12 protein-coding genes are annotated in these 13459 nt (G+C 46.8%); 5 read left to right on the forward strand and 7 right to left on the reverse strand.

The genetic code is table 11. The annotated features are described in order from the left end of the window. Positions 1–3: 3 nt before the first annotated feature. Positions 4–1212 carry an FprA family A-type flavoprotein gene (locus tag FW767_RS02650; protein WP_121699241.1) on the reverse strand — a complete coding sequence of 403 codons (1209 nt, stop codon included), beginning with the start codon at positions 1210–1212 and terminating at the stop codon, positions 4–6. A 144-nt stretch (positions 1213–1356) separates the two neighbouring features. After that, positions 1357–1932, reverse strand: coding sequence for an elongation factor P (gene efp / locus FW767_RS02655; RefSeq protein WP_121699240.1), 576 nt, complete (start codon positions 1930–1932; stop codon positions 1357–1359). Positions 1933–2125: 193 nt separating this feature from the next. On the opposite strand from efp, the gene FW767_RS02660 reads away from it, so the two are divergent. The 5 genes from FW767_RS02660 (at position 2126) to FW767_RS02680 (ending at position 7757) form a co-directional block, all read left to right on the forward strand. Beyond that, positions 2126–4327, forward strand: a complete 2202-nt coding sequence (locus FW767_RS02660) for a sodium-translocating pyrophosphatase (protein ID WP_121699239.1) — start codon at positions 2126–2128, stop codon at positions 4325–4327. A 108-nt stretch (positions 4328–4435) separates the two neighbouring features. Then, positions 4436–4861 carry a Holliday junction resolvase RuvX gene (gene ruvX / locus FW767_RS02665; protein ID WP_121699238.1) on the forward strand — a complete coding sequence of 142 codons (426 nt, stop codon included), beginning with the start codon at positions 4436–4438 and terminating at the stop codon, positions 4859–4861. Continuing rightward, the gene (gene def, locus FW767_RS02670; RefSeq protein ID WP_121699237.1) at positions 4858–5421 is read left to right on the forward strand and encodes a peptide deformylase; all 564 of its coding nucleotides are present in this window, start codon (positions 4858–4860) and stop codon (positions 5419–5421) included. Before ruvX ends, def begins: the two co-directional genes overlap by 4 nt. Position 5422: 1 nt before the next feature. Then, complete coding sequence (gene ettA, locus FW767_RS02675) at positions 5423–7108, forward strand: energy-dependent translational throttle protein EttA (protein ID WP_121699236.1); 1686 nt, start codon at positions 5423–5425, stop codon at positions 7106–7108. A gap of 94 nt (positions 7109–7202) precedes the next feature. Beyond that, complete coding sequence (locus tag FW767_RS02680) at positions 7203–7757, forward strand: glucosaminidase domain-containing protein (protein WP_205523786.1); 555 nt, start codon at positions 7203–7205, stop codon at positions 7755–7757. A gap of 34 nt (positions 7758–7791) precedes the next feature. Here FW767_RS02680 and tilS read toward each other — a convergent pair whose 3' ends face one another. The 5 genes from tilS to FW767_RS02705 form a co-directional block, all read right to left on the reverse strand. Continuing rightward, the gene (gene tilS, locus FW767_RS02685; protein WP_121699234.1) at positions 7792–9132 is read right to left on the reverse strand and encodes a tRNA lysidine(34) synthetase TilS; all 1341 of its coding nucleotides are present in this window, start codon (positions 9130–9132) and stop codon (positions 7792–7794) included. A 165-nt stretch (positions 9133–9297) separates the two neighbouring features. Beyond that, on the reverse strand, positions 9298–10413 hold the full coding sequence (locus FW767_RS02690) for a universal stress protein (protein WP_121699233.1): 1116 nt from the start codon (positions 10411–10413) through the stop codon (positions 9298–9300). Between the two features lie 16 nt (positions 10414–10429). Then, positions 10430–10696 carry a DNA-binding protein gene (locus tag FW767_RS02695; RefSeq protein ID WP_121699232.1) on the reverse strand — a complete coding sequence of 89 codons (267 nt, stop codon included), beginning with the start codon at positions 10694–10696 and terminating at the stop codon, positions 10430–10432. A 124-nt stretch (positions 10697–10820) separates the two neighbouring features. After that, complete coding sequence (locus FW767_RS02700; protein WP_121699231.1) at positions 10821–11603, reverse strand: tetratricopeptide repeat protein; 783 nt, start codon at positions 11601–11603, stop codon at positions 10821–10823. Positions 11604–11631: 28 nt separating this feature from the next. Next, the gene (locus FW767_RS02705; protein ID WP_205523787.1) at positions 11632–13413 is read right to left on the reverse strand and encodes a BatD family protein; all 1782 of its coding nucleotides are present in this window, start codon (positions 13411–13413) and stop codon (positions 11632–11634) included. Positions 13414–13459 lie beyond the last annotated feature (46 nt).

Genomic DNA, 13459 nt, shown 5'->3' on the forward strand with positions numbered 1-13459 from the left:
ACGTCAGGTGTGCGGTGAGGAGTTTAACAATCGGGCCGCCACTGCATCGGCAAGGGTCTTGCAGTCGTTTATGGCAGTGGCGTCAGGAGCCTGCTTTGCCTGTGGTGATGCTATGTCGCCGTTAAACAGTCTGGCTTCTTCAAGTACGGCATTGATGCGCTTTACCGACTGAGGTGCCCATGCGCAGGAACCGAATGAGGCCGTTACGCGGTTTTTTATCTCGCGGGTCTTTATGGCCTGTAGTAAAGCTTCTATCGGAGGGAACAGAGTGTTAGAGTATGTGGGAGCGCCTATTATAAGCCCTTTGTAACGGAATATATCGCTCAATATATATGAAAGATGTGAGTAAGAGGCATTATGTATGCGTATTTTTTTTATTCCGTTTTCTGCGAGTCTCGAGGCTATGACCTCGGCCATTTCTTCGGTATTGCCGTACATGGAGCCGTATACTATGACAACTCCGGTCTCGGCTTCGTATTTTGACAGAGAGTCATATATGGCTGTTACCCGCGCTATCTCGTCATGCCATACCGGTCCGTGGGTAGGGCATATGTAGTCTAATTTAATTGATGAGAGTTTGGCGAGTGCTTTCTGTACAAATACACCGTATTTGCCTACTATATTGGAGTAATAACGATACATTTCCGGTATAAATTGCTCTGTGTCGGTTTCCGAGTCGGTGATGCCTCCGGTGAGAGCGCCGAAGCAACCGAATGCGTCGCCTGAAAACAGAACGCTCTTTTCTTTAACATATGTCATCATTGTTTCGGGCCAATGTACCATTGGGGTCAGTGTGAAGCGGAGACTCATTCCACCGAGGTCTATGATGTTACCGTCAGCTACTTTCAGCAGGTTATTCTCTATGCCATAGAAGCCTTTTACCATCTCCAGCGTTTTTGCGTTGCCTACAATTGTCATTTCGGGATAAAAGCTTCGCAGTACTTTTATAGATCCTGTATGATCAGGCTCCATATGGTTGATTACGAGATAATCTGGAGCTTTGTCGCCGAGGACAGTCTTGATATGGTCGCGCAACTTTTCGCAAGCGCTTATCTCCACTCCGTCGATAAGGGCTGTTTTGTTTGTGCCCGTTACTATGTATGAGTTATAGGTCACGCCTGAAGGCAGAGGCCATAAGGCTTCAAAACGCGAGGTCGTGCGGTCGTTCACTCCTACATAGTGTATGCCCTCGATAAATTCTTTAACATTCATAATTATCGCTCGTTAGTAAAAATCGATATTCGTTTACTATAATAATAAGGAAAACGGACTTGTAATGTTCAAATACAAAAATCAGAAAGCCGCTTCCCTTTATTCAGGCAGCGGCTTCGTTATCTATATCATGCTTGTGGCATGTTATGATTTAGCTCGCTCTACGCGTTCTACATATGAACCGTCACGGGTGTCTATGCGCACTTTGTCGCCGGTCTCGCAGAAAAGGGGTACTCTTACTTCAGCTCCGGTCTCAACGGTAGCGGGTTTGAGTGTGTTGGTGGCTGTGTCGCCTTTTATACCGGGTTCGGTATAGGTTATCTCGAGCACTACGCTCGTGGGCATTTCGCAAGTAAGGATAGTTTCGGATGCCGCATGTACCATAGCTTCACATATGTCACCTTCTTTAAGGAACTGCACGCCGTCGATGCTTTCGCCGGGAAGTGCTACCTGCTCAAATGTTTCGGTATGCATGAAGTTGTAGCCCATGTCATCTTTGTAAAGATACTGATAGGGACGACGCTCTATGCGCACTTCTTCAACTTTCACGCCAGAGTTCCAAGTCTTGTCGATAACGCGTCCTGTCTTTACGTTTTTGAGTTTGGTGCGTACGAAAGCCGGGCCTTTACCGGGTTTAACATGAAGAAATTCAACTATAAAGAAGTAGTTGCCGTCGATGTCGAGGCACATTCCGTTTTTAAAATCTGCAGTTGTTGCCATAAAATTATATATCCTGTGTTTTTTTATTTACGTGTGCAAAGATACGAACTATAAGGGGATTATCGTTAATATTTTATTGAATTTTTTTATCAATACAGGCAATATGGGGTATATCTTTTCTGACAAACGGCGTGGAATAATGCCGAAAAATGTGTAAATTTGTGCTTCTTTTTAACCAAAAATTTAGTAATATATGGAAACAGTGTTATTCTGGGTTGTGCCATTTTCTTCTTTGCTTGCTTTGTTGCTGGCTTTGTTTTTTTATCGCCAGATGATGAAGGAGAGCGAGGGTACTCCCGTAATGAAAAAAATCGCCGCCTATGTGCGGCAAGGCGCCATGTCTTATCTGAAACAGCAGTATAAGATTGTAGGTATGGTGTTTTTAGTACTTGTCGTTATTTTCGCAGTTATGGCCTATGGCTTCAACCTGCAGAACCCGTGGGTGCCTGTGGCATTTCTTACCGGAGGTTTTTTCTCGGGCCTTTCGGGTTTCCTTGGTATGAAGACCGCTACATATGCGTCGGCACGTACCGCCAATGCCGCGCGTACCTCGCTTAACGGAGGTCTGCGTGTCGCATTTCGCAGTGGTGCCGTTATGGGGCTTGTCGTTGTAGGTCTCGGACTTCTCGACATCTCGTTCTGGTATCTTATGCTTGATTATTTTGTGGCTGATGATCCTGCCACTCCGACCGCAAAACTTTGTATGATTACAACCACGATGCTTACATTCGGTATGGGTGCCAGTACGCAGGCATTGTTTGCCCGTGTGGGTGGCGGTATTTATACAAAAGCTGCTGATGTCGGAGCCGACCTTGTGGGAAAAGTGGAAGCCGGCATTCCCGAGGATGACCCTCGCAATCCGGCTACGATTGCCGATAATGTCGGCGATAACGTAGGTGACGTTGCCGGTATGGGAGCCGACCTTTACGAGTCATACTGCGGCTCTATTCTTGCTACTTCCGCCCTCGGTGCGGCCGCTTACATGACAAGCGGCGATGTGGTCATGCAGTATAAAGCTGTCCTTGCTCCGATGCTTATAGCTGCGGTAGGTATAATCTTGTCTATAATAGGCATATTCTCGGTCCGTACCAGTGAAAATGCCAAAATGAAGGACCTTCTCGGGTCATTGTCGCTCGGCACCAATCTGAGCTCTGCCCTTATTGTTGTGGCTACATTCCTTATATTGTGGGCGTTGAATATAAACAATTGGGTTAACATATCGTTTGCAGTCGTTATCGGTCTTATAGTCGGTATCGTTATCGGTCGTTCGACAGAATATTATACATCACAGTCTTATCGTCCTACTCGCAGACTTGCCGAAAGCGGTACTACAGGTCCGGCTACTGTCATTATATCCGGTATAGGTCTGGGTATGGTGTCTACTGCAGTTCCCGTGTTGGCAGTAGTGGTCGGTATAATTCTGTCATACTGGCTTGCTTCAGGATATGATTTCGCTAATGTAGGTATGGGGCTTTACGGTATAGGTATCGCCGCTGTGGGCATGCTTTCCACTCTTGGTATAACTCTTGCCACCGACGCTTACGGTCCTATAGCCGACAATGCCGGCGGTAATGCCGAAATGAGCGGTCTTGGTGAAGAGGTACGTCGTCGTACCGATGCTCTCGACTCTCTTGGAAATACCACTGCGGCTACCGGAAAGGGGTTTGCCATCGGTTCTGCTGCGTTGACCGGACTTGCTCTTCTTGCGTCATATGTCGAGGAAATACGTATAGGTCTCGGTCGTCTTGGTGAGACGGCTATAAATATAGGCGGTATGGTCAAGCCTATACATGAGGCTTCGTTTACCGACTTTATGACATATTATGATGTGACACTTATGAATCCCAAAGTGCTGTCGGGTATGTTTATAGGAAGTATGATGGCATTTCTGTTCTGTGGTCTTACGATGAATGCCGTAGGTCGTGCAGCCGCTCACATGGTGGAAGAAGTGCGCCGTCAGTTCCGTGAGATAAAGGGTATACTTACCGGTGACGCCGAGCCCGATTATGCGCGTTGTGTACAGATATCGACCAAAGGCGCGCAGCGTGAGATGGTGTTCCCGTCGGTGCTTGCTATTGTGGCTCCTATACTTACCGGTCTTATTTTCGGAGTTCCCGGCGTGATAGGTCTGCTTGTAGGAGGTCTGTCGGCAGGATTCGTGCTTGCCATATTCATGGCCAATTCCGGCGGTGCATGGGATAATGCCAAGAAATATATAGAAGAAGGCAACTTCGGAGGCAAGGGTGGCGACGTTCACAAAGCCACTGTTGTCGGCGATACTGTCGGTGACCCGTTCAAGGACACATCGGGCCCGAGCCTTAACATACTTATAAAGCTGATGTCGATGGTTGCCATAGTCATGGCCGGCCTTACCGTAAGCTGGAGTCTGTTTTAAGTAATAGCACATAATAAAGAATTGAAGGCTGCACTTGTGCAGCCTTTTTGTTTGCAGTCATATAATATGTTATTTGCGTAGGTGTGGCAGATTGTGTAACTTTGTGGTGTGGGACGACTTATAGCTATAGATTATGGACGTAAACGTTGCGGTATCGCCGTGACCGATGCGTTGCGCATTGTAGCTAATGGGCTAACGACTGTAGCCACAAACCAGCTTGTCGACTTCGTGAAGAAATACATGGCCGATGAGCCAGTTGATGCTATAATTGTGGGTAAGCCCGTTACGCTTCAGGGTGAGCCTTCGGAGTCGATGAAGTATATTACGCCCGGTATAGCGAAGTTGCGTGCTGCCCTTCCTGCCGGTACGGAGATTCTGTTCTGGGACGAGCGTTTCACTTCCACGTTGGCTCATCGAGCCATGCTTGACGGAGGTATGCGCAAGAGCCGTCGTCGCGATAAGGCGATAGTGGATGAAATGGCGGCAACAATAATACTTAATGATTATCTACAAAGTAAATCATATAACCGATGAAATTACCGATATATCTTTACGGCCATCCTGTTCTCAGGCGCGAGTCGGCCGAGATAACACCTGATTATCCTGAGTTGCAGAAGCTCGTCGATGACATGTGGGAGACAATGTATTATTCCGAAGGTTGCGGACTTGCCGCTCCGCAGATAGGTCGTAACGACCGTATAGTCGTTATTGACGGTTCTGCCGTGGCCGAACACTTTCCAGATTGCAAAGACCGTAAATTCACATTGATAAATCCGGTCATAGAGGTGCTTGAAGGTGATACCGTGACCCGTGATGAAGGATGTCTTAGTCTGCCCGATCTCAGTGAGGCCGTGCCTCGTGTTGAACATATACGCTTGACATGGGTCGATGAAAACTTTGAGCCGCATGAAGAGGAGATATCGGGTTTTCTCGCCCGTATCGTGCAGCATGAGTGTGACCATCTTGAAGGCAAACTTTATATCGACCATATATCGCCCATAAGAAGGCAGCTGATACGTGGTAAATTGAACAATATAATAACCGGCAAGAAGCGCGTTGATTATCCTGTGCGCTATGCCCCTAAAAAGAAGTAATATGGCAGACGATAAAAAGATAATATTTTCGATGGTGGGCGTGAGCAAGATTTATCCGCCCCAGAAGCAGGTGCTGAAAGACATATATCTTTCGTTTTTTTATGGAGCGAAGATTGGTATCATAGGTCTTAACGGATCGGGAAAATCTTCGTTGCTTAAGATTATAGCCGGTATTGACAAGCAGTATCAGGGTGAGGTGGTGTTTTCACCCGGCTACTCTGTAGGCTATCTTGAACAGGACCCGCAACTTGATCCCGATAAGACGGTAATTGACGTTGTGCGCGAAGGCGTGCAGCCCATAATGGATCTGCTTGCCGAGTTTGACAAAGTAAATGAGGCGTTCGGTGACCCCGATGTTCTTGATGACCCAGACAAGATGGATGCGCTTATCGCACGTCAGGCCGAGTTGCAGGACAAACTTGACGCCGCCGACGCTTGGAATATCGACAGTAAACTGGAGCGTGCAATGGATGCCTTGCAGTGTCCTCCCGACGATCAGGTGATATCTACGCTATCGGGTGGTGAGCGCCGTCGTGTGGCTTTGTGCCGACTATTGCTTCAGCAGCCCGATGTACTGCTCCTTGATGAGCCCACCAACCACCTTGACGCCGAGTCCATTGATTGGCTTGAGCAGCATCTCCAGCAGTATCCCGGTACGGTAATAGCCATAACCCATGACCGGTACTTCCTTGATCATGTGGCCGGCTGGATACTTGAGCTTGACCGTGGAGAGGGCATACCTTGGAAAGGCAACTACTCGTCATGGCTCGATCAGAAGACAAAGCGCATGGCGCAGGAGGAGAAACAGGCAAGCAAACGGCGCAAGACTCTCGAACGTGAACTTGAATGGGTAAGGATGGCTCCTAAAGCGCGTCAGGCCAAGGGTAAGGCCCGTCTTAACTCTTATGACAAACTTCTTAATGAGGATCAGAAAGCGCGCGAAGAGCGTCTTGAAATATATATACCCAATGGTCCGCGTCTCGGCAACAAGGTTATTGAAGCTACCGGTCTTGCCAAGTCATTCGGTAAAAAGCAGCTGTTTAAAGGCCTTGACTTCTCTCTGCCGCCAAACGGAATAGTGGGTGTTATAGGTCCTAACGGTGCCGGAAAGACGACTTTGTTCCGTCTAATAATGGGGCAGGAGACACCTGATAGCGGTACATTTGATGTAGGTGAGACCGTAAAGATAGCATATGTCGACCAGACACATCATGATCTGCTGCCTGACAAGAGTGTGTATGAAGTCATATCGCAAGGTACCGAGACGTTCCGTATGGGCGGTCGTGATGTAAATGCACGTGCTTACTTGTCCAAGTTTAATTTCACTGGCGCCGATCAGGAGAAAAAGATAGGTGTGCTTTCTGGTGGAGAGCGTAACCGACTGCATCTCGCCATGGCTTTGAAAGAGGAGGGCAATGTATTGCTTCTTGATGAGCCTACAAATGATATTGATGTCAATACGCTGCGTGCGCTTGAGGAGGGTCTTGAGGACTTTGCCGGATGTGCCGTAGTGGTCAGCCACGACCGTTGGTTTCTTGACCGTATATGCACTCATATACTTTCGTTTGAAGGCGAGGGAAATGTTGTGTATTATGAAGGTTCATATTCAGATTACGAGGAGTTTAAGAAGGCCCGCAACGGCGGTAAGGAGCTGCCTCGCAAACGCTATCGCAAGCTGATGGAATAGTGCGATTTGTTAAAAAATAGGATTATAAGGCACAAATCATTACCTTTGCAATATGCGTAATGTTTTGTGCCTTGTCTTATTATGCTTTGTGTGGTTGACTTCGAATGCCGCAACTCCTATATGTGGCAGACCTGAAGTTGATGTGGAACGAATGTACCGGTTTGTAAAAATGCACAATCCCGAGTTTCCGAGGGAAATAGCAGAAGCATATTATAATGTTGGATTACTTTATGGAGTACGTGGCGATATAGCTATGTGTCAGGCTATTCTTGAGACCGGTTGGTTCAGATTTGCTGACGGTACTTCGGTTACTGCCGATCAATATAATTATTGTGGACTCGGAGTGACTTCAAGCCGGGAAAAAGGTCATGCGTTTTCGTCTATAGAGGAGGGTGTTAAGGCGCAGATACAACATTTGTATGCTTACGGATGCAAGGATGATCTGCCCAAGGGTGAAACCATTGTCGATCCGCGTTTCAGCTATGTAAAGCGAGGCTCTGCCAAAACATGGGAGAAGCTGAACGGACGATGGGCGGCCAGCCGACACTATTCCGACAGGATACTCAAACTGTATTTCCAGCTATCGGGCAGTCAAATCGAATTTATAGAGGTTGAGATACCGGAAGAATATCTTCTCACAGAAGAATAATCAGGGTGGAATAGGTTCATACCGATTTTGTAGCTTAGGGCATTGTCAGACGGATAGCCTTGCCGCCGCCGCGTGACAGGTCGACTGCAAAGTGGCGCGATGTGCGGTATCCGACGACCCAAAGGATTATGTCGTCGCGTGTGAGCAACCACACTTTGCGTTTGTCGTCAAGCGATAGTTTGGCATCAGAAAATATGTCGCTTACGAGGCGGCTTCCTTTCATGCCGAACGGCTCTATGCGGTCGCCCTCGCGCCAGCGCCTCATGACAAATTCCGGATTTCCTTCCAGCACTTTTGGTGCAAGATAAAGCGACTTGCCGTTACGGTCAAAGCTGATTTGCTCCACGGGTATTTCTGCAATGGTCAATCCATAAGGATATTCTTTGCCCGCGGCAAGATCTATTTTAAACTCCTCTTCGGAGTTTTTTTCAGAAATGGGTATTATATGAAGTTTTCCCCGGTTAATCAGCGCCATGCTTTTGTCGTTGAAAAATTGTCGCCCCGAGACTGTCTTGTCCGATGTTACTGTCGCTGTTATGTCGGAGGCATGTGTATGGTTGAATCCGTATGGCTTTATGATTTCGTAAAGTAGTGTTATGGGATTGTCTGTTTCCGCAACCATACGTTTTACATCAATAACATCATTGTCTATGAAGTTTTTGGCGAGGCGGGTCACCGCCTCTTCGTATAATGAAGCATTGTCGCGAAGGTCCGATATGGATGTGTCAAACCCTTTGTCGGCATCGGGAAATTCGTTACGTATTGCCGGAATTATTATATTGCGCAGTCTGTTACGCTTAACATCATTTATAAGATTTGTGCTGTCAGTGACGTAAGATATATTTTCATTCTTTAAAAAAGTCACTATCTCATTACGCCTTATATCGAGCATTGGTCTTATAATTATGCCGTTTTGTGACTTCATACCGGTCATGCCTGTTATACCCGTACCTCTAAGAAGGTTTAGCAGCACCGTCTCTATATTGTCATCGCTGTGGTGGGCCACGGCTACGGGTATGCCGCCAAATTCGTCGGAAAGCCGGGCAAACCACTCATAGCGCAGGTCACGGCATGCCATCTCTGTCGATATTCCATGCACTTTCTTATACGTATCGACATCAAATTCGATCTCCCGGTATTCGCTGGCGTATAAAGATGCCGTGTATGCGGCGTGGTCGCGGTCGCGGACCGACTCTTCGCCGCGCAGTCCGAAATTGCAGTGGGCAGCGATACATTTGTATCCAAGTCTTGAAAGAGCTACGAGCAGAGCTACAGAATCGGCACCGCCGCTCAATGTCGTTATCACACGTTGTCCCGGTTTAAGAAGACCGTGCTTATTTATGGATTGTGCTACTTTGTCAATGAATCCTTCCACTATAAAATTATATCAATATGTAATCGGCTTTTATATGTTAATCGGGGTAGGGAAGAAGATGCTATGGCGTATGACTCGCAGGCCATTAATATATATGGACTGTGTAGTATGGGCGCCACTGCAAACACGGATGAATTTAACATATTGACCGGAGTGTATGTCGGGTCAGACAGGGACAACCATCATCGGTATGTCGGAATGGAACAATAGCTTATGAGCCAATGACGGGTTAAACAAGCGTGCAAAAATATTCTTTTTCTTATTAGGCACGGCTATGAGGTCGATAGGCTGTCTTTGCTCTATGTCGTGGAAATCGGCTACGATATTTCCGAGCGATATCGCCGCTACGCTAAATGAGAACCGCGGATAATGCCGGGTACAGTATTCCAGCAACCGCCGGGTGTCGGCGTCATTGAACATTGCGTTTTTCTTGGAAGGCACGTTCACGATGGTTACATCTACATGCTCGTCACAGAAGAAGCGGTATATGGCGTCGAGGGCAAGAATATCTTCTTGCTCCAGATTAGAGAACAAGACAGCATGTTTTATGTCGTCGATATTGCTTAAATTTACCGATTCGGGAACGGTAAGTACCGGAAACCGACAGGAATCGAGTACTTCGGCAGTGACACTGCCTATGAGTTCTTTCTCTTTTTTACCGGCTCCGCGTGTACCCATTACAATCATTTCCGGTTTGTTTTCTTTGGCATACTCCACTATTGTCTCTTCAGGCACACCTTCCGCTACCTCGGTTTTAAATGGTACGGGCGGAAGCTCACCTTTCTTTATGCGTTCACGCAATTTACGGGAGAATGTCTCGATTGACCGATGGGCTTCTTTGTCAAGAATGTTTTGCATCTCCGCATCGGCAATGTCATAGGTCATAGAGTCGGTAAGCTGCAGACTTCCGGTAACAGACGGGTTGAGAACCGAATGAAGAAGCATTATTGTCGCTTTGTGTCGGGCGGCGAGATGAAATGCTATATCACAGGCTTTTGTCGAATAGTCGCTGAAGTCCACAGGGACGATTATAAGCCGTCGTAAGGTGTCGGCTATTGAATTGTCGGCAGGCGCAAAGATATCGGTGTTTTCAATAATACGTAAGGCGAGCGGAAGATCACTTTCATGAATGCGTACTCTCACACCGCTTGAAACCACGGGTTGCGACAGGTTTACATTATGCAGAACCACGGGCACGCCTTCACTTTCAAGCAGGTGCTTGAGACGTAAGGCGTGCTCGTAAGTATGGATAGCCACTGTTATGAGGCGATCTTCTGTCATCTTTTAATCAATGATGTTAGGCTTCTTTGGCAGCAGCTTGCTCTTCAAGAATGGCAATGGCCATGTCATAAATAGTAGTATCGTCAAGGACTACGATGCCACCGTCGGGACCCGGTTCAATGTGAACGCCGCAATTTTGGCCAAACTGGTAGTTACTACCGCCGAAGTAATTGCGAACTGTCTGTACAGTACAATTGAGTTTATCGGCAATCTTATGCATCGAACCGTCGGGTAAACTGTCTTTTATACGGCGGAGATCATTAAATGTAATTGTTTTAGTCATGATACTATCAGTTTTAAATGAGTTAATAATTCAAATATTGATTAATGTCGTTAAAATTATAATTTTTGTATCATAAATCCAAATTTTTGTCGGCATAAAAGATGTGTTATAAAACATGCTACGGCTAAATCTTTTCAATATCAGAGCCTTTGATCCATGCACGCGTATTATTGTCGATTTTCACATCATACCACTTTGTCACTGCCGAGTCGGTGCGGGTGGTGACGGAGTCGAGGATTTCCACTTTAGTGCCTTCATGAAGCAGTACGGCTTCTTCCGAACGGTCCTTGGGGATACGCGGCGAGGTACTCAGCAGAGTTGACGGTACCGTAATGACCGCTTCTTTACCTGAGGTGGAGTACCTTGTGGCAATAGATGCACAGATATTGGCACAGATGCATATGAACAATAATACTATACCGCCGAAAAAGCCGGCTTTACGCAGGGATATAGCCGATGTAAACACATACAATGCTATGGCTCCGAGCAGCAGTATGAAAGAACCGATGGCTATACCGGCCCATATGTTTGCTGATATTTTGCAGGCAAAGCCATTGACTGTATTGGATATAAACATACCCCGGTCGCCGGGTTCATCGGTTATCTTCGTGTTGACAAATTCGAGATTGGCGCGCGCATCTTTGTCCGACGGGTCAAGGCGAAGAGCGCGTTCATAGTATAATATGGCCATACCGGGCTTCCCCTGACGGAAATAACAATTGCCTATGTTATAATATAGATTGGCCGAAGTGCCTTCTTCTTCCGCTATTTTTAGATATAGCTCGGTAGCTTTGGCAAAATTATCCTGCATATAGGCCGAGTCGGCTTGCTGTGTAAGTGACATGGCGTTGACCGTACCCGTAATGAGTGCAGTTAAAATAATATATGTTATGATGCGTAATTTCATATTTATTTCAATGAGTTTGTCGGGTGATTTAACGTTGTTTGGTACGCTTTATGCTTTCCATCTCGTTCATGGCCTTTGATGCTTCCTTGTAAAGATTTTCAAGCTGTTCGTCGCTTTGGGCAGGGGAGTACCGGGCCATCTCACACTCGTCGATTATATTGATGAATGACTCGGCAAGCTGTTGCGGAGCCCCGTATTCAGAAAGCTGTACGGCTATATTGTCACGTGTAAGCCGCGATGCTGGTATGCCGAGTTTGTCGCTCAGATATCCCCATGTAGCCCGTAGCATCTCTTCATAGAACTTGTCGTTGTCATGGGAAGTAAGGTACCGGTCGGCCATTTTCAGACGTTTGCGCGCTATTTTGTTCGCATTGGCAAGACGTCGTCCCTGAATATCGGCATTGAGTTTTACTTGCTTTCGGTAAATGAGTATTATTGCCGCAAGCATTAGGGCGAGCAGTATATAGCAGGGCCAATACCACCATGATGAATAGAAGTACGTATGCGATTTTTCAAGATGCAGATTGCCGGTCTTGATATGCAGTATATCTGTGTTTTTAGCTTCGATACTCTGCTTATTGACTCCTGCTGTCGTTGCAGGTGCGTCCGCTCCTTTGACTACCTTTATATCATAAGAGGGGGTGGTGAGGCTTACATACTTTTTGCTCTCCGGATTGAAGTATACAAACTTATCGGCACCAATAGAGAAATTGCCCACACTCTGAGGTACAAACGTGTATTCGACAGTCATGCTTCCCGTGACGTTGTTGCCTGATACCTGTGAGTTTACATCGATCTGAGGTGCATATTGTTCAAACTCCGAAGGAAAGTCTATTTCCGGTTCTTTGATTGATTTTATATTGCCGGTACCTTTTATTGTATATGTGAGGGTGGCAGCTTCGTTGGTACGGAAAGTAGATGTATTCAGTCGGCTGTCAATTGTGAAATTGCCTACTGCTCCCGTGAAGCCTTCAGGCTGAGGCTGGGGCAGGGGAGTAATGTTGATTGAAGCCGAGTTTGAACTCACTTTTATATCTTTTTCTACAGGCCGTGTACCTCCCCAGAAGCCGGTAAAGCGTTCGTGTTGCACTACCGTTACGTCATATTTACCCGAGTTTATGGTCAGTTTACCTGATTTTTGCGGGAATATGATACATTGCTTCAGCACGGCTGTCATGTAATTCTGCCCGTTGTAGTGCTCGACTTCATTCAGTTGCGGTTGCAGATTCAACTCTTCGATAAGGAAACCGTCAAATGCCGGCTGTGAAGTAGGCATGAATGAGCTAATGCTATACTTCGTATATAGCTTGATGGTACACAATATGGCTTCCTGCTCATAGGCCTGCGAGCGGTTGAGTATTATTCTTACAAAAACATCGTTGGCCGATACAGCTTTGTCGCTACTTTGTGTACTGATGTCGTCCACCCGTGCGCCCTGACCCGATTGGGCGGCTTTATCCGGCGGAAGTACCGTAAATTTTACGGGTACGGTGGTATAGGTGCGTCCGTCGCACACTATGCTTGCTTCTCCTATAGTGTAGGTACCCGGGGTATCGGCACGGTAAGTGAATGAGTAGTCTACAGTGGTCGATGACGACGACTTGCCGTTTACCCACTGATAGTTGCGCATTGATGACGATGACGGCCCGTAAAGCAGGGTGCACCCTTTTATTTCTGGAGCTTTAAGCCCGGAACCTTCTCCGTCTTTAAGGCGGAAAGTGATATTGAACTTATTTCCCGCAATGACTGTACGTGGAGGGATTGTGGTAAACGATGTCTCGGCTGTGGCCGATAGCGCTATCCCTGCCATTACAATCATTATTAACAATAATTTTTTCATCATAATCACTTTTTCA

Source organism: Heminiphilus faecis (genome assembly GCF_008728965.1).
Lineage (GTDB): Bacteria > Bacteroidota > Bacteroidia > Bacteroidales > Muribaculaceae > Muribaculum > Muribaculum faecis.

Bases quoted from the DNA above. Each gene is read 5' to 3' on its own strand.
- FW767_RS02695 (WP_121699232.1), bottom strand. From the start codon at position 10,696: ATGACTAAAACAATTACATTTAATGATCTCCGCCGTATAAAAGACAGT.
- FW767_RS02660 (WP_121699239.1), top strand. From the start codon at position 2,126: ATGGAAACAGTGTTATTCTGGGTTGTGCCATTTTCTTCTTTGCTTGCT.
- def (WP_121699237.1), top strand. From the start codon at position 4,858: ATGAAATTACCGATATATCTTTACGGCCATCCTGTTCTCAGGCGCGAG.
- ettA (WP_121699236.1), top strand. From the start codon at position 5,423: ATGGCAGACGATAAAAAGATAATATTTTCGATGGTGGGCGTGAGCAAG.
- FW767_RS02690 (WP_121699233.1), bottom strand. From the start codon at position 10,413: ATGACAGAAGATCGCCTCATAACAGTGGCTATCCATACTTACGAGCAC.
- FW767_RS02650 (WP_121699241.1), bottom strand. From the start codon at position 1,212: ATGAATGTTAAAGAATTTATCGAGGGCATACACTATGTAGGAGTGAAC.
- FW767_RS02700 (WP_121699231.1), bottom strand. From the start codon at position 11,603: ATGAAATTACGCATCATAACATATATTATTTTAACTGCACTCATTACG.
- efp (WP_121699240.1), bottom strand. From the start codon at position 1,932: ATGGCAACAACTGCAGATTTTAAAAACGGAATGTGCCTCGACATCGAC.
- FW767_RS02705 (WP_205523787.1), bottom strand. From the start codon at position 13,413: ATGGCAGGGATAGCGCTATCGGCCACAGCCGAGACATCGTTTACCACA.